The sequence below is a fragment of the Pseudomonas sp. o96-267 genome (assembly GCF_003935465.1).
GTDB lineage: Bacteria > Pseudomonadota > Gammaproteobacteria > Pseudomonadales > Pseudomonadaceae > Aquipseudomonas > Aquipseudomonas sediminis.
This window is the reverse complement of record NZ_RHQP01000009.1, coordinates 154,492-173,999: the sequence shown is the minus strand read 5'-3', so window position 1 is coordinate 173,999 and position 19,508 is coordinate 154,492. Positions and strand designations below refer to the sequence as shown.

The window sequence follows — 19,508 nt, the reverse complement described above, 5'->3', positions numbered from 1 at the left end:
CAAAATGCCATGGCAATGCGGCATGATGCTCCGGCTTCAATTCAATAACCGTGTTGCACTCAGCTCCTGCAACCGCCGCAGATATTAACGCTGAGGCTGCCGAGCTAATTCAGAGTAATTGGGATGCCAGACAGCCTGCTTTCCAATCTGAAATCGCTCTTTTGAGCCAAAGTGACCCTGATCGCGGGGTTGCACTTGTAAGGTACTTGGACGTTGCTTTTTCAGAGTCTGGCTATAGCCTGGATAAAACATTCAATACATGGTCTCAAAAGGCACTTGGCCCCGGTGCTGCAATGTATCCCGAGCTACATCGTTTTGGTGTGCACTTCGGATTTGTCGATATTGTTGTATATTTAACGGAAATGGGGCCGACTGGCTTCAGCAAAATTCAATCGTCTGGAGTTTTCAGTGAGTCAACTATAAAGATTTATGAAGATATGAACCTGAAGAGGAAAAATAACCGATGATGGCCTTCGTCGATATTCTGGCTACGCTCGGTTGCGCAGGTGTGCATTTAGCATATATCCGTCACAGATATTAGCTCCAGGCTATTCTCATTGCACTCAAAACATCGAACAATTTTCTTTACCTCGCTATTTGATACTGAGCATAAGCCGTTTTGACAAGAATACTCTATAAGCCCCAGATGGCCGCTTTCCGTTAATTCAAGCGCAATAGCAAGTCGTGGCGTTCTTGAAACGAGAAAGCTTTCTTCCGCGCCACACTTACAAGCGTAGCCATAAATAACACGGTTTAAAGGCTCAGAAGGGTAGCGAAGCTGCGCTATCGAATGGTAGGCCATCGTATTTGACCCTATAGATAATGGATTATTAAGCTATTTCAGCCGTTTTAGATACAGCTTGAATTCTTTTCTAAAGCTTTTAATGTCTATTTGTCCTCCTTGTAGGGCTATGAATACGGCCTCATAAATGAAGTCCTTGAACCTACTCCATTTGCCAGGGTTCTTAAGTGCGGCATGAGTATACTTTGGCTTAATAAGCGATCCATAGCGCTCGTAAAATACTTCATTGTATGTTTGACTCTCTTTGATTTTCTCAAGAGCCACATACCCAGCAACCATTAAGGTTCTAAGCTTTCTTAAAGTTCGCGCTCTTTTCCCGCCATAGGAAATGAATCTGGTTAGCTCGTCAACGTAGATAATGTACTTTGATTCGCTGCCTGAATAGCAGCTCAATGTTCTATTTTGGCTTAGCGCAAGCAATAGATCGTCTAGATGCTTCCTATTCTGACAAAATAGATGGCCTATATCCCTATCAGGATCAATTTTTAGTATTGCCTCAACGCGGGATCTCTTTTTAGACTTCTGGAGGCGGCTTATTTCAATGTAACTTTCGATGATGTCGCCTAAGAAATCCTCTACTTTCTTGAGGATCGTATTGTTGTCCATGCTTTCATCAACAGCCCACTTCTTCATTAGCTGGCTGCGCTTTATCTTTAGCCCTCCCGAAATGTAATTGTTCCCGAAATTTCTATTCTGGTACGCACCCCCATAAAACAGGTTTTCATAATGCAATAAACCTATTGAATTTTTGCCCCGTGCCGGAGCTATGTGGCAAATTTCAATATCTCCTTTTGGCTTATTCTTGATGAAATCCATTGTTTTCGTGAAAGACTCTAAATTGTGATTGCTTAGAATCTGCACGGTTTCTGCTCTTCGGCACTCCTTTATTAAGTAGATGATATGGGGAACCTGTACTAGCAGTGATTTTCCCTTCCTGATACGAGCTTCCGCAGTAAGTTTTCTCCTCGATGCTATTTTTCTACAGTTGACAGAGCAGTACTTCTTATTTTTGTACTGTCTGGTTCTATCAGTTATTGGTGTTTTACACTCCTTGCATAGCTTTGTCATGATGGATTACCTAGCGATGTATGCTACGTATTGACCTCTTTAGGTTATGAAGTGGCATATAGGCTAGATATCTGTATATATGACTATCTAAGGTGTACCTATACCACTACTAGCTACCCTCAGCCTGTTAGATACCGTAAAAGGTCTTTTCTCTCAGGTTTAAGTGCAAAAGACGTGTATTTGGGGGTGAATTACGACAAATACACGCTTTCTGGGTAAATTTGATGAGCCGATTGCAGGTTGGTTGCAATGATTCTTCATGTCTCAGCCAACGGCTCTCCCTTAGGTATCGCCGGGTATTCAAAACGCTGTTTCAGGCGACCCCTCTTTGGGTTAAGAACCAGTCGAATTGCAATTAGCTGTCATTGGTAGGTTATGCCGGGTCGTAATCACCTCAGCCTGGAAAGGCACTAAGTTGGTGTAGAGACGCCAAGTCGGGGATCACTCCTGACTGCTCAGGCCTGCCGAGCGCGCTTCTGGCGTGTTCCTTCATTTGGGGACTCATCTGCTGTTTTCCTTGGCCTGGCGATTGATGTATGCCTCCAGTTCCTTGACCAGTACCAAGCGACGGCGCCCCAGCTTGAAGCTCTCGATCTCTCCTCGCGCCAGGATCTCGTAGAACATCGATCTAGCTACGCCGATCAGCCGGGCTCCGTCCTCGACGCCTACAGACAGCGGGTTTATGGGTGTATGCGGGTTCATAAGGTGCGTCTCCTGGTAGCGGCGTATCTGCCTGTGCACTACGATGTCTTTACACGCTAGTGCAAAGGCTTTCTCTGGTCAAGGCTTTTTCTTGTGCGTGCCGATTCGGTGTGGCACCCTGTGGGAAACCAATGCCCTCGGACAGAAAATGCTCGTCAGGAAAAAGTCAGAAGCGCTGAATTTTCGCGTAAGCCCGATGTTTAAGACGTACCTTGAGGGTGCGGCAAATGCTATGGGAAAGACATCTACACAGTTGGTGGAGGATGCAGTAACTGATATTGCGGATCAGATTTATATTGACCCGCCTATGCTTGAAATCAGTGCTGAATTCTTAAAGGGTAGACCTTTATCATTAAGAGCTGCACTGACGGCGGCTTTTGTACCTGGGGAGCCCATCTTGACGAAGCTCAGGACTGCCTACATTGCAGATGTTGCGCTGAGCCAACGGGACATAGTGATAGCAAAAACTATCTTCAACTCCCCAAGACACTTTTCCGGTAAAAAAAGGTTATTTTCAGCTTCTGAAGGGATAATAGATAAGGATTACATTCCACATCTGCCGGCGTTGGATTTAGATAAGATATCTAGAAGAATGCCTTCGTTAGAGGCCTATGCCGCATTCAAGGAAAAGAATCCTAAGCTAAAGATGAACTACGATGCTTTTCTTGAAATTACTGCTGATGAGTAATGATTCAAAGTAGTGCTACAGCCGCAGCTGTGGTTTCAGGGGCCAGGTGGGCGTAACGTAACGTCATCGCAATATCCGAATGCCCAAGCAGGACGCGAACAGTATTAAGTGCGGCCCCTCGCATTACTAGATTTGATGCGAAAGTGTGGCGCAGATCATGCCAGCGGAACCCGTCAATCTTCGCTTCAGCTAGGACGCCGGCCCATGATTTTTTGACGTTATCCAGCCTGCCCCCTGATTGACTGGGGAATACATAGCCTTGACGCTCCTCTGGCCTACGCCAGTTGCTTAATACGGCTACTGCTTCCTTATTCAAATCTATGTAGCGGGTCTGGCCTGACTTTGATGTTTTACCCACAACCGTGAGCTTCTTATTAGCTAGATCCACGTCGCGCCAATCTAGATTGAACACTTCACCTTGTCGCATCCCAGTATTGAGTGACAACAAGACCAGCGGTTTGAGATGGTCTGCAAACTCGACTTCTCGCAAGTCGGCCATTAGCTCTTTCTGCCGCTCAGCGCGCCACTGATTAGCGCTATCACGCTCTGCTCGAATCCTCTCTTGCCTATTGTCCAGTGCGGCGCGAAGACGTTTCTCCTCATCGGTTGATAGAAACCTAACGCGGCTGCGTTGATCGACCTTCAGCCGGCGTACCTTTATCAGTGGGTGAGCATCAAGAAAGCCCCATTCCACTGCTCGCGAGAGCAGTCCCTTTAACCGAACGAGGTTGCGGTTTGCGGTCGCCGGAGAAAGGCCTGCTTCGAGCCAAGATGTGCGCAGTCGCTCAACGAGCCCCGGACTTATTTCATCTAGACGGAGCGTCAGCAATCCCGCAAAACTAGTTCGAATAGACCGAACACTGTTTGCGCCGTCCTTTTGGTGAGCCACAACCCAGGCTTCGAACTGCTCATTGACGAATTCTTCAAGGGTCGGAACGGTAGCGCCCTTGCGGCTCTGTGACACGGCCAGCGGCTCACCGTGGGTGTGAGCCTCAGCAAGGTATCGGATTGCATCCTTTCGGGCTTGTTCTAGCGTCAGGATGCCGACACGGCCCAGCGTTTTTTTCTTTCCTCTAGCCCACCTCACCACATAAGCCTTGTGACCCTTCGCAGTGACCCTGACAAACAGCCCCGAAACAGTAGTATCGTGGACTTCGTAGGTGGTTCCGGTCGTCGCCAGACCATTGAGTAAGGCGAGCGTAATTTTAGCTTTCATAGGCCCGTGGGTGCATTGTGGGTGCAAATTGCACTATACCGCCAGGAATAACCGGACTCAACTGGACTGTAAGTTGCTGTTTTATAAGATAAATATATGATCTTGAAGGAGGTCTAAACGCCCTCCGAAGGCAGGGGTCGTGGGTTCGAATCCCGCCGAGTGCGCCAGATCATCAAAGGCTCCAAGTGAAAACTTGGGGCTTTTTTTGTTTGGCCAGAGCAGCGGATATCAGCACTTCGCAGCTCACTTACAGGCCTGGCTAGCCTGGCCAGCCCGGCCTTCAACAGTTCGGCAACGCGCTCATTCGAATCGAGCCGTTTTAGCCTGGGAATAGCCCGCATGGTAAGGTGTTAGCCCCTGCTCACCTTAAAACTGGGCACTCGAGGCCCTCACAAGAGCGATCTGGATGCAAGCCAAGGCCCACGAAGTTCCTGTGCCGCCGGTGCTGCAAGATCTGCGGGCCGGAACGGCGAAACTGCACGTCAGTCTGGAAAAAAAGCTTCCTTTTTTTTCAGACCACTTCGACACGAATGCCTTTCAACGGCTGATGCAGGCGTACTACGGCTTCTATCTGCCGCTTGAAAACGCGTTGCTCGATGCCGCCGTGACACCGGCTGATTTCGATCTCGCCTCACGCCTCAAAGCACCCACCCTGCGCGAAGACCTGCTTGCTCTGGGCCTGTCAGCCGAGGACATCGAGGGCTTGCCGATCTGCCAGTCATTGCCCGCAATCAGCGACAGGCCGGCCTGCCTGGGCGTTTTATATGTGCTCGAAGGGGCGACGCTTGGTGGGCAAATTCTGCGCCGGGAAATGGCTTCACGGCTGGAGCTGAATGCCGACAACGGGGCGGCATTTCTCGACATCTACGGGGCGGAAACAGGGCGGCGCTGGCGCAATTTCATCGATTTTTTGAGTAGTCGACCACTGGATACGGTCGAACGTAGGGCTGTTGTCATGACAGCCCAAGCCACATTTAGCTGTTTCGAGCGCTGGCTTGAAAGCAGAGAGGTACTGATATGACCCCGCAGAACAAAGATGCTTTTGAGGAATTGCTGGCCAACTGCGCCGACGAGCCCATCCGCTTCCCCGGGGCGATTCAACCCCATGGTTTGCTGCTGACACTCAGCGAGGCCGACCTTGCGATCATCCAGATCAGCGCCAACGTCAAAACCTTGCTGGCGCACACACCGCAAGAACTGATCGGCCAGCCATTACACCGGCTGATTGGCGAGACTCATGCCGAAGCAGTGCGCGAGGCGCTGGTACAGCCAGCGTTCGCCGACGCCGGCCCACTGCACGTTCACATCAATGGCACGACCTTCGAGGGCTTTCTGCACCGGCATCAGGGCGTGTTGATCCTGGAGCTGGAAGTCCACGTCGAAAATTTCCAGCCGCGCAACGTCGCAGGGCTCAACACCAACCTGGGACGCATGCTCCAGCGCTTGCAAATGGCGACCACGCTGCAAGAGCTGTATGACATCAGCGTCAAGGAAATTCAGGCGATGACCGGTTATGACCGGGTGCTGATCTATCGCTTTGAGGAAGAGGGCCATGGTCAGGTCATCGCTGAAGCCTCCGCCCCGTCAATGGAGGTCTTCAATGGTTTGTTCTTCCCCGCCTCGGACATCCCCGAGCAGGCTCGTGAGTTGTATCGCACCAATTGGCTGCGGATCATCCCCAATGCCGATTACCAACCCGTGCCCCTGGTGCCGAAACTGCGACCCGACACGCAGACCCCGTTGGACTTGAGCTTCGCTACCTTGCGCAGCGTTTCACCGATTCACTGCCAATACATGAAGAACATGGGCGTGCTGTCGTCGATGAGCATTTCTCTGCTCAAGGACGACAAACTCTGGGGCCTGATCAGTTGCGGCAATCGCCAGCCGTTGCACGTACCGCATGAGCTGCGCAGCGCCTGTCAGACTATCGGCCAGGTGTTGTCGTTGCAGATCAGCGCCATGGAATCGTTGGAAATCAACCGCCAGCGTGAAGAGAAAATCGATGAGCTGACGCTACTCAATCAGGCAATGATCGATTCGCCGCAGAATGTTTTCGATGGGCTCGCAGGACAACCTGAGGTGCTGATGGCGCTGACCGGAGCCGGCGGTGTCGCCATCATCGAAGACAAGCAGTTGCACCGCTACGGCAACTGCCCGGAGCCCCAGGAAATCCGCGCGCTGCACAGATGGTTGCAAGACAGAGGCGAGTCGGTGTTTTACAGTCATCACCTTGCTGGTGTCTATCCGCCCGCCGCGCAGTACCCGCAGGTGGCCAGCGGTGTGCTGGCGATGAGCCTGCCCAAACCGGTGGATAACGGTGTGTTGTGGTTTCGGCCGGAGGTAAAGGAGAGCATCCACTGGAGCGGCGACCCGCGCAAACCCATGGATCTGGAAAACTCCGATGCAGGCCTGCGCTTGCGCCCTCGCACATCCTTCGAAATCTGGAAGGTCGAGATGGCTGGGATCTCGACCAAATGGAGCCACGGGGATTTGTTTGCGGCCAACGACCTGCGCCGCTCGGCGCTGGAGCATGACCTGGCCCGGCAAGTACGCCGCGAGCAGGAGGCGGTGCGTGCCCGTGACGAGCTGGTTGCTGTGGTATCGCATGATCTGAGAAATCCCATGACGGTGATTTCGATGCTCTGCGGCATGATGCAGAAGACCTTCAGCTCTGATGGCCCGCACACGTCGAGACGCATCGCCACGGCGCTCGACACCATGCAACAGGCGGCCGGCAGGATGAATACGCTGCTTGAGGATTTGCTCGACACCTCGAAGATCGACGCCGGGCGCTACACCATCACCCCGCAGAAGCTCGATGTCGGGTACATGTTTGAAGAAGCGCAATCGCTGCTCGCACCACTGGCTCTCGACAAGGACATCAGCATCTCCTTCGAGGCGGATCCTGACCTACGGATTCACGCTGACCCCGAGCGGCTGTTTCAGGTGCTCTCGAACCTGATCGGCAATGCGATCAAGTTCACCCCTCGACGGGGCACGGTCGGCGTCCGCGCGAAATCCGTCGGCGATGACATCGTATTTACTGTGCGCGATACCGGCGAGGGCATCCCCAAGGAACACCTGCCTCATGTGTTCGACCGTTACTGGACGGCCAAAGATGGCAATCCAACCGGGACTGGGCTTGGTTTGTACATTACCCAAGGCATAGTGGAAGCCCATGGCGGACATATCGCTGTCGAAAGCGAGCCAGGTGAGGGCTCGGAGTTTCAGTTCACGGTGCCAGCGCTTGCAGAGAGCCCCGCGTAGTATTGCTATCTACACACGCTCGCCCATCTGAGGTCTTTCTGGTGGCGAGGATTTTCGCCGCCATTGGCGTCCGGAATAGATAGGCCACTGCATCGCCAGGCAATGGAGAGAACACATATGGAAATTCTGCTGCTGATCACCGTCGCCTTCGTTGTGCTCTTCATCTACAGCTGGCGGCGCTCGCGCCCCGGGCCTCTGCCGCGCAAGAGAAAGCACAGCGGCCTGAGCGGACAGGACTCCGGCTCAGGTTTCACTGACGGAGGCTTCGACTATAGCGGAGGGGGCGATGGCGGCGGCGGTGGAGGCGACTGATCGCTCAAATCACCCCCAACGTCAGCGCCTTCAAGGTCGCCGCCGCACGCGTCGAGCAGTGCAGCTTGCGGAACACGCTCTCGACATGAGTGCGCACCGTGCTCGGGCTGATGCCCAGATCGCGCGCTACTTCCTTGTTGCTCGCCCCACTGCTGATGCGCTGCAGGATCTGCGTCTCGCGTTCGCTGAGCAGGCCGTTGCCGGGCTTGCTGGTAAGCGGCGCCTGCTCGCCGTGCGCTGCGCTGATCACTGCCTGGCAGGCGCGTGAGTCGAAGCGGCCCTGCTCGGCTTCATCCAGTAATACGCGAGCAGCCTGATCGTCGCTGAAGGCCGGGCGCCAGGGGCGCTCACCGCGCAATGCGAGCCAAGCCAGTGCGGCGCTCAGCAGGCGGTGTTCGGCGCTCAGGGCATCACCGCTCAGTGAGCGGAAATAACCGCTGCCATCCAGCCGTTCGTAGGCATGCGCGGCCAGTTGTCCGGCTTCGCTCAGGCCACCGATCTGACTGCAGGCGCGGTGCGTCCAGTACGGCACCAGGCGTACCGATTCGAGGTCACCTTCGAGCAGCGGGCCGGGCGTGCTCCAGATTCGATTGGGCACGGCCGCGCGCCCCAGGCCATGGATTAGCGCGGCCTTGGCCAGCAGTTCGACACGCGGCTCGGGCAGGCTCCAGAGCCGGCCGGCATCGCGCACCAGATTCGACGCCTGACGTGAATAGCCGGCCATCCAGGACAGCTTGAGATCGATCACATCGCCCACCAGGGTCAGCGAGACCTGCGGCCCGGCGCCAGGCAGCATGCTCTCGGGTGTACGCAGTGCCTCCAACCAATCCGCTGCGTGGCGGACAAGCAGCTCGGCGAGGCCCGCAGGATAGCGGCGATCGCCCTGCGCACCGATCCACTCCAGCGCTGCCTCCAGCCCGTGGACGCGCGAAAGGATTTCCAGATCCCCGGCCAGCACCACGTGATAGACCACCTGCGGAATATCGGGATGACGCAGGCCCAGCGGCCGGCCACTGCCGTCGAAGCATTCGAAGATATGCCGCAGCCCCACCTCGACCTGCGTCGGCAAATCGAGGGTGCGGGCCACCTCACCGGCCACTTCGCAGTGCACCACGGCCAAGGGTGTGGTGCGCAGCATGGCGCGCTGGCCGGCAGCATCCAGGGTGTGCGCGAGCATGTCGCGGCGCCCGCCGACATCGTCGCCGAACAGGCGCATGAAGCCCTCGGCGTTGGCCGTACAGCCGGACCAACGCAGCAGCGCCACCTGCCGGGCCGCATCGATCTGCGCCTGATCGCCGCCAGCAGCCTGCACCAACCACTGCGCCAGGCGCGCGGTACGCCGCGACTGGTCGATGGGCTGGCCCATGCTCAGGTCACCGACCATGGCAAGGGCCAGCATGGCGTCTTCGAGCGCGACGGCGTCATTCACCTGCATGGGCAGCTCTCCTGTTTTTTTGCCGGCCTCGGATAAACGACCGATACCGGGACACCGGCGCATTATCGACACTGAACTCCCCCAAGCACAGGAGATTCCATCATGTTCAATACCAAGCCGCTGATCCTCGCACTCGCCATCGCCAGCCCCTTCTTCGCCATCAATGCCCAGGCTGCCGAGGCCAAGCCTTCGGTGGTCATCGTCCACGGTGCATTCGCCGACGGTTCCGACTGGGCCAAGGTCGTGCCGCTGCTGCAGGAAAAAGGCATCAAGGTCACCGTGGTACAAAACCCGCTGACCTCACTGGTCGACGACGTGGCCGCCACCCAGCGCGTGCTGAACAATCAGGAAGGCGACGTGGTTCTGGTCGGCCACTCCTGGGGCGGCACGGTGATCACCGAGGCCGGTGCCGACGAGAAAGTGCGCAGCCTGGTCTACGTCGCGGCGTTCGCCCCCAACGCCGGCCAGTCCAGCGGCGAGCTCTATAGCGGCTACCGCACTGCGCCGGGGTCGAGCCAGATCGCGGCGGACAAGAACGGCTTCCTCTACCTGACGCCACAAGGCATGGCGACCGACTTCGCACAGGACCTGCCAGCCGCGCAGACAGCAGTGTTGACCGCCACGCAAGGCCCGATCCGCGCAGCGGCGTTCGATGAGCGCACCAGCGTCGCGGCCTGGAAGCAGAAGCCGTCCTGGTACCTCGTCGCCAGCGATGACCGCATGATCGTGCCGGAGATGCAGCGCGACTTCGCCAAGAAGATCGGCGCGCAGACCACCGAGGTCGCTGCCAGCCACGTGCCGCAGCAGTCGCGTCCGGCCGATGTAGCCAAGGTGATTATCCAGGCGGTGGAGAAAACCCAGGCCGCAGCTAAATAAAGATTCGGCCTTCAGAATGAAAAATGCCGCACCCTCACGGGTGCGGCATTTTTCGTTGCAGCGCTGCGATCAGCTCAGCGCGTCACGGCTGTGCACGCCGTCAACCAGACGCTGAATGCCCAGCGGGTTGGCGTTCTGCAGCGCCTCCGGCAGTACCTCGTCCGGGTAGTTCTGGTAGCACACCGGACGCAGGAAGCGGTGGATCGCCAGGGTGCCGACCGACGTACCACGGGAGTCGGAAGTCGCCGGGTACGGGCCGCCATGGACCATGGAGTCGCAGACTTCCACGCCTGTCGGGTAGCCGTTGAGCAGCACACGGCCGGCTTTGACCTCCAGCAGCGGCAGCAGATCGCGGAAGGCGCTCAGGTCTTCACGCTCGGCGATCAGGGTCGCGGTCAGCTGGCCGTGCATGCTCTGCAGGGCACGGGTCAGCTCAGCGCTGTCGGCGACTTCGACGACGATGGTGGTCGGGCCGAAGACTTCTTCCTGCAGCAGGTGGTCGCCTTCGAGCAGCATGCTCACGTCAGCCTTGAACAGCTGCGGTTGTGCCTGGTTGCCGGCCTGCTCGTTGCCTGCCAGACGGCTGACCTTGGCATGGCCGCTCAACTGCGCAACACCGTTGGCGTAGCTGCGCAGGGTGCCGGCGTTGAGCATGGTCTGCGCCGGCTGAGCGCCGATGGCGTCGGCCAGGCCGGCGACGAAGTCGCTGAACTCGGCGCTGCGAATGCCGATGACCAGGCCCGGGTTGGTGCAGAACTGGCCGCAACCCAGTACCACGGAACCTGCCAGCTCCTTGGCCACGGTGGCGCCACGCGTTTTCAGGGCGCCCGGCAGGACGATCACCGGGTTGACGCTGGACATCTCGGCGAACACCGGGATCGGCTGCGGACGGGCAGCGGCCATGTCGCACAGGGCGCGACCGCCTTTCAGCGAACCGGTGAAGCCGACAGCCTGGATGGCCGGGTGCTTGACCAGGATCTCGCCGACGCCGCCGCCAAAGATCATGTTGAACACGCCCTTGGGCATGCCGGTTTTCTCGGCGGCGCGAATCACTGCGTCAGCCACGCACTCGGCAGTGGCCATGTGGCCGCTGTGCGCCTTGAACACCACCGGGCAACCGGCAGCCAGAGCAGAGGCGGTATCGCCACCAGCGGTGGAGAAGGCCAGCGGGAAGTTGCTGGCGCCGAACACGGCAACCGGGCCAACGCCGATCTGGTACTGACGCAGATCCGGGCGCGGCAGCGGCTGGCGATCCGGCAGGGCGCGGTCGATGCGCGCACCGTAGAAGTCACCACGACGCAGCACCTTGGCGAACAGGCGCATCTGGCCACTTGTACGACCACGTTCGCCCTGGATGCGGGCAGCCGGCAGTGCGGTTTCACGGGTGACCAGGGCAACGAAGTCATCACCGAGAGCGTCGATCTCGTCGGCGATGGCCTCGAGGAACTCGGCACGACGCACAGCCGACAGATTGCGGTAGGTCGGGTAAGCAGCGGCAGCAGCCTGGGCGGCCGCGTCGACTTCTTCCGGTGTGGCCTGGATAAAGGTGTACGGCAGCGCTTCACCGCTGCTGGCGTCGAGGCTTTTGTGCTCCACGGTGCCGGCAGCGCGGCGCTCACCGCCGATGTAATTGTGGCCAGTCAGACTCAGCATGGCGTTCTCCTGTCAGTGCATGGCGGGCAAGGCGCCATCGGGACAATGAATGAGGCCCGGCGGCAAAGCCGGGATGCACAACCACCTGCGCAGTTGTAGGACGTATGATAAGTGACAACATATCTATTTGTCCTCGGATACGTACGCTTGAAGCAAAGTAAGTTGCAATGCCTTGCAGACTGAATCAGGAAATCGGCCAAGCGAAATGGTGCGGATTGGGCGAAAAGCCCACGGACGCAATGGGAAAACTCCATGCGTGTTTGATGCGCGCGGTATGGTGCAAAAAACCGGTAGCCGGACGTTGGCCTGAACGATCACGACGCGGTGTGCGCCCCGGTATTGATGCAGTGGCTGTGGTTGCGCGGCCATGCGCTCTGCTGGCGCGGAGGCTCTCAGGCGCATGCCCTCGGGCTATCGATCAGCAGCCGAGACGGATCAACGATTGCTCAGGCCTGGACATCTGCAGCATCGTCCAGACCCGGGCGAGCAGGCGCTCTGGCCACCTCCAGGCGATCACGACCGCGTTGCTTGGCCTGGTAGAGCAGCTTGTCGACGCTATTGAGGAAATCCAGCGGTCGATCATGGGCGCCCGGCACGATGGTGCCCACGCCGAGGCTGATGGTGAGCAGCGACGACACCGACGAGCGTTCGTGGGCAATGCGCTGCTGGCGTACCTGCTGGCGGCAGCGCTCGGCGATATGGCGGGCGGCAGCTTCATCGGTCTCCGGCAGCACCAGCACGAACTCCTCGCCACCGAAGCGGCCGACAAAATCCCGTGGCCGGCTGGCCGCGCGGCTCAGCGCCTGGCCGACGCTCTTCAGGCAGTCGTCGCCCTGGATATGCCCGTAATGGTCGTTGAACTGCTTGAAGTGATCGATATCCAGCAGGATCAGCGACAGCGGCTGCTGAGTGCGCTGGGCATTGGCCCATTCGGTGGCCAGCACGCTGTCGAACATGCGCCGGTTGGCCACGCCGGTAAGGCCGTCCTTGTAGGAGTACTCCTCCAGCTGCTTCTGCAGGGTCAGCAGCTGTTCCTCGGTCTTCTTGCGCTCGCTGATGTCGAACATGAAGCCGATCAGCGAGTCCACCTCGCCGTTGTCATCGCGTACCACGTGCACCACGTCGCGAATCCACACGTAATCGCCGGCGGCGGTCAGCGCACGGTAGTCGGCTTCGTGATCGACGCCGTTCTGCGATTGCGAGATGCAGAATTCCACCACTTTCTCGCGATCATCCGGATGCATGCGCGTCGCCCAGTCCTCGGCGCTGACCCAGCTGGCCTGCGACCAGCCCAGCAGACTTTCGATCTGCGGGCCGATGTAGGCAAAGGTCATGCTCTTCCAGTCGATCTTCCAGGGAATCGCCCGGGTGGACTCCAACAAGGTCTTGTAGACCGCCTGATCAGTTGCTTCGCTCATGCCCGTCACCTTTGCCCGCATTTCGCTTGGTTATAGCGCAAAAGCGGGTCAGCAAGGTGACGATCTGGCGAATGGCTATCAGGCCTCTTTGGCTTGCAGGCCGGCGTACAGGCGGGTCAGCTCGTTGAGCTGGCGGAACAGCGAGTCGGTACTGACGGTGATCACGGTCGGCACGAAGTCCTGACTGGCATGCAGGTCGATGCCCTTGAGGGTGAAGCCCCAGTGGGCACGGGCACGGCGTTGGGCGTTGGCGATTTCCTCGTTCGGCGTACCGCGGGCTTCCAGCTCCTTGAGGATGGTTTCGAAGTCGCTCACGGCCGTATCCAGCTTGGCATCCAGGTCCGGCGCCTGCACATGCCATGACTTGGCCATGTAGAGCATGGCGATGCGCTGGGTTTGCACCCGCGCCCAGCCGGTACGGTGCACCGATGCGCCCATGGCGCCCAGGTGCTTACCCATCAGGTCACTGACGGTCTGTGTCTGCTGCAGCAGTTCCTCACTGGTGGCGAGCATCTGGACGGCCTTGCCCTGCTCCGGTTTGGCTTCCAGCTGCTGGCGGTAGGAGGCCCAGGTACCGTCGATCCTCGCCAGCGCGGCCTTGATCTCGGCAGTCGGCGCATAGGCGGTCAAGGCCTTGTGGCTGGCATCGAAACGCTCGATGGTTTCCTGCAGCTGGCGCTGGGCGGCATCCACGCGCACATCGGCACCCAGCATCAGGTAGTTCTTGGCCATGCGCTGGGTCAGCGAACGCTGCAGGCCCGTCATGTTCATGGCTTCGGAATCGCTCAACTGCGCCAGGCTGGGCACGCTGACCAGTGCGGTGCAGGCGAGCAGGAGGAAAGTCAGGTACTTCTTCAACACGTCGGTACTCCAAAAATTCGAGAACGAGGCAACGCACCGGAAGCACACGCTACCGGTAACGGGTTGAACCCTTGAATGCGGGGTTTTTATTGGAATGGGCGGGCAGTTTCGACGGGCACGAGGCCCAGATGCTGCGGAAAAGGGCGCGATCATAGCTGGTAAAACGCCATCATTCTGTGCGACCAGTCAAGAAGCGGACGACTGGTCGTGCTTACCCGTGTAACGATGGAAGAACGCACGGCAGAAGCTAAATCATGCCCAGCCCTCCAGGCGCATGGTCGCGCGTACCAGGCGCTGCTCTTCCTGCTCGATCTCCTGCAGGTTGTCGCGAATGCTGTTGATATGGTCACGAGCGGCGCGCTGGGCCTGCTCCGGCAGGCGTTCGATCACCGCGTGATAGAGGCGCGAATGCTGGCGGTCGATCTGTCGTTTCTGCGCCGGGCGGTGATAGAGGTTGTTCACCGAGGCGAACACGGTGCTGAGCATCAGGTCGGTCAGCGACTGCAAGGTGTGCACCAGCACCGGGTTGTGCGAGGCCTCGCAGATGGCCAGGTGGAAGGCATGGTCGAGGCGCGCATGCTCACGCGGGTCGACCGGATTTTCCTGCGCATGGGCCGCCAGCATCTCTTCGTAACGCCGGGTCAGCAGGACGAAATCCGCCTCGGTGCCACGCAGCGCCGCCAGGCGCGCCGACTCGCCTTCGAGCAGGCCGCGCACCTCCAGCAGGTCATACAGGGTGCGTGGTTGCGAGTTGAACAGATGCATCAGCGGGCTGGCGTCGCGCTCCCCGCTGAGCTTGGCCACCCGTGAATCGCGACCCTGGGCGGTGTCGATGATGCCGCGCCCGCGCAGCACTTTCAGCCCTTCACGCAGGGCCGAGCGGGAGATGCCCAGCTTTTCGCACAGGCGTCGTTCCGACGGCAGTGGCTGCCCTACCTTGAGCACGCCGTCGACGATCAGCCGCTCGATGCGTTCGGCCACCACATCGCTTACCTGCCGCCGTGCGACACCCTGTTGCCCGTCCATTCAACACCTCCGCAACACTGGTCGTACCAATTTTTAATGGCCACCTTAGATCGCGCACCTTACGGCAGGCAAGCCTTAGTGCATGAGACCTTAGGCCAATCCATGGCGAAAGCCTGATGAAAGAAACTGGTCCTACCAGCAGAAAAGAGAATGGACGTAAAAAAGCAGGCAGCCTAAACATGCAGCCAAGGTCGCAGCATGACCGCCAATAACAACAACGTCCAAGATTGAGCCTGCCATGAGCATTCTGTACGACGAGCGCGTCGACGGCGCGCTACCCGCGGTCGACAAGACCGCCCTACTGGCCGAGTTGCGCCAGAGCCTGCCCGATCTCGACATCCTGCATACCCAGGAAGACCTCAAACCCTACGAGTGCGATGGCCTGTCCGCCTACCGCACCACGCCCATGCTGGTGGTGCTGCCCGAGCGCATCGAGCAGGTGCAGCAGTTGCTCAAACTCTGCCACGCCCGTGGCGTGCCGGTGGTGGCGCGCGGTGCGGGTACCGGTCTGTCCGGCGGCGCACTGCCGCTGGAGAAGGGCATTCTGCTGGTGATGGCGCGCTTCAACCAGATTCTCGAGATCAACCGCGAAGGGCGTTTTGCCCGCGTCCAGCCCGGCGTGCGCAACCTGGCGATTTCCCAAGCCGCCGCGCCCTTCGACCTGTATTACGCCCCCGATCCGTCCTCGCAGATCGCCTGCTCCATTGGCGGCAACGTCGCCGAGAACGCCGGCGGCGTGCATTGCCTGAAGTACGGCCTGACCGTGCACAACCTGCTCAAGGTCGACATTCTCACCGTCGAAGGCGAGTTCATGACCCTCGGCAGTGATGCCCTCGATGCGCCGGGTTTCGACCTGCTGGCGCTGTTCACCGGCTCCGAAGGCATGCTCGGCATCGTCACCGAGGTGACGGTCAAGCTGCTGCCCAAGCCGCAAGTGGCCAAGGTGCTGCTGGCGGCCTTCGACTCGGTGGAAAAGGCCGGCCGCGCCGTGGGTGACATCATCGCCGCCGGCATCATCCCTGGCGGCCTGGAGATGATGGATAACCTGGCCATTCGCGCCGCCGAAGACTTCATCCACGCCGGCTATCCGGTGGAGGCCGAAGCCATCCTGCTTTGCGAGCTGGACGGCGTGGAGGCCGACGTCGCCGACGACTGCGAGCGCGTCCGTGAGGTGCTGGAGAAAGCCGGCGCCACCGAAGTGCGCCTGGCTCGCGACGAGACCGAACGGGTGAAATTCTGGGCTGGGCGCAAGAACGCCTTCCCCGCGGTCGGGCGCATCTCGCCGGACTACTACTGCATGGACGGCACCATCCCGCGCCGCGAGCTGCCGGGCGTACTGCGCGGCATCGCCGAGCTGTCCGAGGAGTACGGCCTGCGCGTGGCCAACGTGTTCCATGCCGGCGACGGCAACATGCACCCGCTGATCCTGTTCGATGCCAACGTGCCTGGTGAGCTGGAGCGCGCCGAGGCAATCGGCGGCAAGATCCTCGAACTCTGCGTCAAGGTCGGCGGCAGCATCACGGGCGAGCATGGCGTTGGCCGCGAGAAGATCAACCAGATGTGCGCGCAGTTCAACAGCGACGAGATCACCCTGTTCCATGCGGTGAAGGCGGCGTTCGACCCCAGCGGCCTGCTCAATCCGGGCAAGAACATCCCCACCCTGCACCGCTGCGCCGAGTTCGGCGCCATGCATGTGCACCACGGCCAACTGCCCTTCCCGGAACTGGAGCGTTTCTGATGTCGCATGATTTCGACGCCAGCGCCGCGCTGCTGGAACAGGTCAACCACGCGCTGAACAGCGCCACCCCGCTGCGCATCCAGGGCAGCGGCAGCAAGGCTCATCTGGGCCGCGCCACCACCGGCGAGGTGCTGGATACCCGCATGCATCGCGGGATCGTCAGCTACGACCCCACCGAGCTGGTACTCAGCGCCCGCGCCGGCACGCCGCTGGCCGAGATCGAGGCGGCGCTGGAGGCGAACAATCAGATGCTGCCATGCGAGCCGCCGCACCTGGGCGATGGCGCCACCCTCGGCGGCATGGTTGCCGCCGGGCTGTCCGGCCCGCGCCGCCCCTGGGCCGGCTCGGTGCGTGACCAGGTGCTCGGCACCCGCGTGATCACCGGCCAGGGCAAGCTGCTGCGCTTCGGCGGCGAGGTGATGAAGAACGTCGCCGGCTACGACCTGTCGCGCCTGATGGCCGGCAGCTTCGGTTGCCTTGGCCTGCTCGCCGAAGTATCGATCAAGGTGCTACCCAAACAGCGCCAGGTACTCAGCCTGCGCCTGGAGGTGGACGCCCTGCACGCCCTGAACAAGCTCGCCGAATGGGGCCAGCAGCCGCTACCGATCAGCGCCGCCAGCCACGACGGTGCCGCGCTGCACCTGCGCCTGGAAGGCGGCGAAGGTTCGGTGCTGGCCGCGCGCCAGCGCCTGGGTGGCGAGGAGATCGACAACGCTTACTGGCATGAGCTACGCGAACAGCGACTGCCGTTCTTCAACGCCAGCGGCACGCTGTGGCGCCTGTCGCTGCCGGCCAATAGCGGCCTGCTCGACCTGCCCGGTCGCCAGATGATCGACTGGGGCGGCGCACAGCGCTGGCTGAAGACCGACGCCGACGGCGAGCTGATCCAGCGCGTGACGGCCAAGCTCGGCGGCCACGCCACCTGCTTCGCCGCCGGCCAGGCGCAACCTTTCCAGCCGCTGGCAGCCCCGCTGCTGCGCTACCAGCGCCAGTTGAAGAACCAGCTCGACCCCCAGGGTATTTTCAACCCTGGCCGCATGTACGCCGAGGTATAAGACGTGCAGACCAATTTGAGTGAACAGGCCAAACGCCTACCGCGCGCCGAAGAAGCCGAACGCATCCTGCGCTCCTGCGTGCACTGCGGCTTCTGCAATGCCACCTGCCCGACCTACCAGTTGCTCGGCGACGAGCTGGACGGCCCACGCGGGCGCATCTATCTGATCAAGCAGATGCTCGAAGGCAATGAAGTCACGGCCAAGACCCAACAGCATCTGGATCGCTGCCTGACCTGCCGCAACTGCGAAACCACCTGCCCGTCCGGCGTGCAGTATCACAACCTGCTGGATATTGGCCGTGAAGTGGTCGAACAGGCGGTGCCGCGACCGCTGAACGAACGCCTGTTGCGCCAGGGCCTGCGCGCCGTGGTACCGCGACCAGCGCTGTTCAGGACGCTGACCCAGGCCGGTCTGGCCCTGCGTCCGCTGCTGCCGGCCGCGCTCAAGGCCAAGCTGCCGCGTGAGGTTCGTCCGGCCAAGCCGCGCCCGACCGAGCAACATGCGCGCCGCGTGCTGATGCTCGAAGGCTGTGTGCAGCCGGGGCTGTCGCCCAACACCAATGCCGCCACCGCACGCGTGCTCGATCGCCTCGGCATCAGCGTCACGCCGATCCACGAAGCCGGCTGCTGCGGCGCCGTCGACTATCACCTCAACGCCCAGGAGGCGGGGCTGCAACGCGCGCGGCAGAACATCGACGCCTGGTGGCCGGCCATCGAGGCTGGTGCCGAAGCCATCGTGCAGCCCGCCAGCGGCTGTGGTGCCTTCGTCAAGGACTATGGCCACCTGCTCGCAGGCGACCCAGCTTATGCGAGCAAGGCAGCGCGGGTCAGCGCCCTGGCCAAGGATCTGGTCGAGGTGCTGCAGGGCGAGGCCCTGGAACAGCTACAGGTGCGCGCCGAACAACGCCTGGCCTTCCATTGCCCCTGCACCCTGCAGCATGCGCAGAAGCTCGGTGGCACGGTTGAAGGCGTGCTGACGCGCCTCGGTTTCGGCCTGACCGCCGTGCCGGACGGCCACCTCTGCTGCGGCTCGGCCGGCACCTATTCGCTGACCCAGCCCGAGCTGTCGCGGCAGCTTCGCGACAACAAGTTGAACGCGTTGGAAAGCGGCAAACCGGACGCCATCGTCACCGCCAATATCGGCTGCCAGCCCCACCTGGACGGTGCCGGGCGTACGCCGGTGCGGCACTGGATCGAAATCGTCGAAGAAGCGATGGAATGATCACCCGTAACCTGGTGCAAACCTCGAATGGTCTTGCACAGGTAGGAGCGAGCTCTGCTCGCGAAGCTTTTGCCGTTAGCCAGGTTACCGAGCAGAGCGCGCACCGACCGGGTTGCACCCACCGAGGTCAGCGCGGGGGCCAGGCCCCCACCGCCGGGGGTGTGGAAACC

17 protein-coding genes are annotated in these 19,508 nt (G+C 59.9%); 9 read left to right on the top strand and 8 right to left on the bottom strand.

Features of this window, described 5'->3' with window-relative positions:
• The first annotated feature begins 50 nt into the window (after positions 1-50).
• Entirely contained in the window at positions 51-467 is a 417-nt protein-coding gene (locus tag EGJ86_RS08780) for a hypothetical protein (RefSeq protein ID WP_125834808.1), read from the top strand.
• Positions 468-835: 368 nt separating this feature from the next.
• Here EGJ86_RS08780 and EGJ86_RS08775 read toward each other — a convergent pair whose 3' ends face one another.
• Both EGJ86_RS08775 and EGJ86_RS08770 read right to left on the bottom strand, forming a co-directional pair.
• Complete coding sequence (locus EGJ86_RS08775) at positions 836-1,870, bottom strand: hypothetical protein (protein ID WP_125834807.1); 1,035 nt, start codon at positions 1,868-1,870, stop codon at positions 836-838.
• Between the two features lie 501 nt (positions 1,871-2,371).
• On the bottom strand, positions 2,372-2,572 hold the full coding sequence (locus EGJ86_RS08770; protein WP_125834806.1) for a helix-turn-helix domain-containing protein: 201 nt from the start codon (positions 2,570-2,572) through the stop codon (positions 2,372-2,374).
• Positions 2,573-2,720: 148 nt separating this feature from the next.
• Between EGJ86_RS08770 and EGJ86_RS08765 the strand changes: the two genes are divergently transcribed.
• Complete coding sequence (locus EGJ86_RS08765; protein ID WP_125834805.1) at positions 2,721-3,260, top strand: hypothetical protein; 540 nt, start codon at positions 2,721-2,723, stop codon at positions 3,258-3,260.
• A 4-nt stretch (positions 3,261-3,264) separates the two neighbouring features.
• Here EGJ86_RS08765 and EGJ86_RS08760 read toward each other — a convergent pair whose 3' ends face one another.
• On the bottom strand, positions 3,265-4,476 hold the full coding sequence (locus EGJ86_RS08760) for a tyrosine-type recombinase/integrase (RefSeq protein WP_125834804.1): 1,212 nt from the start codon (positions 4,474-4,476) through the stop codon (positions 3,265-3,267).
• A 406-nt stretch (positions 4,477-4,882) separates the two neighbouring features.
• On the opposite strand from EGJ86_RS08760, the gene EGJ86_RS08755 reads away from it, so the two are divergent.
• The 3 genes from EGJ86_RS08755 to EGJ86_RS25190 all read left to right on the top strand — a co-directional run bounded on the left by EGJ86_RS08755 (position 4,883) and on the right by EGJ86_RS25190 (position 8,055).
• The gene (locus EGJ86_RS08755) at positions 4,883-5,497 is read left to right on the top strand and encodes a biliverdin-producing heme oxygenase (RefSeq protein ID WP_125834803.1); all 615 of its coding nucleotides are present in this window, start codon (positions 4,883-4,885) and stop codon (positions 5,495-5,497) included.
• Complete coding sequence (locus tag EGJ86_RS08750; protein WP_125834802.1) at positions 5,494-7,743, top strand: ATP-binding protein; 2,250 nt, start codon at positions 5,494-5,496, stop codon at positions 7,741-7,743. The genes EGJ86_RS08755 and EGJ86_RS08750 overlap by 4 nt, the downstream gene beginning before the upstream one ends.
• A 117-nt stretch (positions 7,744-7,860) precedes the next feature.
• Entirely contained in the window at positions 7,861-8,055 is a 195-nt protein-coding gene (locus EGJ86_RS25190) for a hypothetical protein (RefSeq protein ID WP_218565883.1), read from the top strand.
• A gap of 4 nt (positions 8,056-8,059) precedes the next feature.
• On the opposite strand, the gene EGJ86_RS08740 is transcribed toward EGJ86_RS25190, so the two are convergent.
• Positions 8,060-9,490 (bottom strand): HD domain-containing phosphohydrolase, encoded by a 1,431-nt coding sequence (locus tag EGJ86_RS08740; RefSeq protein ID WP_177432803.1) that lies wholly within the window; start codon positions 9,488-9,490, stop codon positions 8,060-8,062.
• 102 nt (positions 9,491-9,592) lie between these two features.
• On the opposite strand from EGJ86_RS08740, the gene EGJ86_RS08735 reads away from it, so the two are divergent.
• On the top strand, positions 9,593-10,366 hold the full coding sequence (locus tag EGJ86_RS08735) for an alpha/beta fold hydrolase (protein WP_125834801.1): 774 nt from the start codon (positions 9,593-9,595) through the stop codon (positions 10,364-10,366).
• Between the two features lie 69 nt (positions 10,367-10,435).
• Here the strand turns inward: EGJ86_RS08735 and EGJ86_RS08730 are convergent, their stop codons facing one another.
• From EGJ86_RS08730 to glcC, 4 genes are all read right to left on the bottom strand, one after another.
• Entirely contained in the window at positions 10,436-12,019 is a 1,584-nt protein-coding gene (locus EGJ86_RS08730) for an aldehyde dehydrogenase (NADP(+)) (RefSeq protein ID WP_125834800.1), read from the bottom strand.
• 446 nt (positions 12,020-12,465) lie between these two features.
• Complete coding sequence (locus EGJ86_RS08725) at positions 12,466-13,437, bottom strand: sensor domain-containing diguanylate cyclase (RefSeq protein ID WP_106734695.1); 972 nt, start codon at positions 13,435-13,437, stop codon at positions 12,466-12,468.
• A 78-nt stretch (positions 13,438-13,515) separates the two neighbouring features.
• A complete protein-coding gene (locus EGJ86_RS08720) occupies positions 13,516-14,298 on the bottom strand; it encodes a type IV pili methyl-accepting chemotaxis transducer N-terminal domain-containing protein (protein WP_125834799.1) in 783 nt (260 codons plus the stop codon).
• A gap of 252 nt (positions 14,299-14,550) precedes the next feature.
• A complete protein-coding gene (glcC, locus tag EGJ86_RS08715) occupies positions 14,551-15,324 on the bottom strand; it encodes a transcriptional regulator GlcC (protein WP_072423634.1) in 774 nt (257 codons plus the stop codon).
• A 238-nt stretch (positions 15,325-15,562) separates the two neighbouring features.
• Here glcC and glcD point away from each other — a divergent pair, with 238 nt between their 5' ends.
• Genes glcD through glcF form a run of 3 tightly spaced genes read left to right on the top strand, consistent with a single transcriptional unit; the run spans position 15,563 to position 19,338 of the window.
• Positions 15,563-17,062 (top strand): glycolate oxidase subunit GlcD, encoded by a 1,500-nt coding sequence (gene glcD, locus EGJ86_RS08710; RefSeq protein ID WP_125834798.1) that lies wholly within the window; start codon positions 15,563-15,565, stop codon positions 17,060-17,062.
• Complete coding sequence (gene glcE, locus EGJ86_RS08705; RefSeq protein WP_125834797.1) at positions 17,062-18,117, top strand: glycolate oxidase subunit GlcE; 1,056 nt, start codon at positions 17,062-17,064, stop codon at positions 18,115-18,117. Before glcD ends, glcE begins: the two co-directional genes overlap by 1 nt.
• A gap of 3 nt (positions 18,118-18,120) precedes the next feature.
• Positions 18,121-19,338: a glycolate oxidase subunit GlcF gene (gene glcF, locus EGJ86_RS08700; RefSeq protein ID WP_125834796.1), complete on the top strand. Its 1,218-nt coding sequence runs from the start codon at positions 18,121-18,123 to the stop codon at positions 19,336-19,338.
• Positions 19,339-19,508: the final 170 nt, after the last annotated feature.

Excerpts from the sequence above, each read along its gene's own strand:
- EGJ86_RS08775 (WP_125834807.1), bottom strand. The coding sequence starts at position 1,870 with ATGACAAAGCTATGCAAGGAGTGTAAAACACCAATAACTGATAGAACC.
- EGJ86_RS08770 (WP_125834806.1), bottom strand. The coding sequence starts at position 2,572 with ATGAACCCGCATACACCCATAAACCCGCTGTCTGTAGGCGTCGAGGAC.
- EGJ86_RS08765 (WP_125834805.1), top strand. The coding sequence starts at position 2,721 with ATGCTCGTCAGGAAAAAGTCAGAAGCGCTGAATTTTCGCGTAAGCCCG.
- EGJ86_RS08760 (WP_125834804.1), bottom strand. The coding sequence starts at position 4,476 with ATGAAAGCTAAAATTACGCTCGCCTTACTCAATGGTCTGGCGACGACC.
- EGJ86_RS08755 (WP_125834803.1), top strand. The coding sequence starts at position 4,883 with ATGCAAGCCAAGGCCCACGAAGTTCCTGTGCCGCCGGTGCTGCAAGAT.
- EGJ86_RS08750 (WP_125834802.1), top strand. The coding sequence starts at position 5,494 with ATGACCCCGCAGAACAAAGATGCTTTTGAGGAATTGCTGGCCAACTGC.
- EGJ86_RS25190 (WP_218565883.1), top strand. The coding sequence starts at position 7,861 with ATGGAAATTCTGCTGCTGATCACCGTCGCCTTCGTTGTGCTCTTCATC.
- EGJ86_RS08740 (WP_177432803.1), bottom strand. The coding sequence starts at position 9,490 with ATGCAGGTGAATGACGCCGTCGCGCTCGAAGACGCCATGCTGGCCCTT.
- EGJ86_RS08735 (WP_125834801.1), top strand. The coding sequence starts at position 9,593 with ATGTTCAATACCAAGCCGCTGATCCTCGCACTCGCCATCGCCAGCCCC.
- EGJ86_RS08730 (WP_125834800.1), bottom strand. The coding sequence starts at position 12,019 with ATGCTGAGTCTGACTGGCCACAATTACATCGGCGGTGAGCGCCGCGCT.
- EGJ86_RS08725 (WP_106734695.1), bottom strand. The coding sequence starts at position 13,437 with ATGAGCGAAGCAACTGATCAGGCGGTCTACAAGACCTTGTTGGAGTCC.
- glcC (WP_072423634.1), bottom strand. The coding sequence starts at position 15,324 with ATGGACGGGCAACAGGGTGTCGCACGGCGGCAGGTAAGCGATGTGGTG.
- glcD (WP_125834798.1), top strand. The coding sequence starts at position 15,563 with ATGAGCATTCTGTACGACGAGCGCGTCGACGGCGCGCTACCCGCGGTC.
- glcE (WP_125834797.1), top strand. The coding sequence starts at position 17,062 with ATGTCGCATGATTTCGACGCCAGCGCCGCGCTGCTGGAACAGGTCAAC.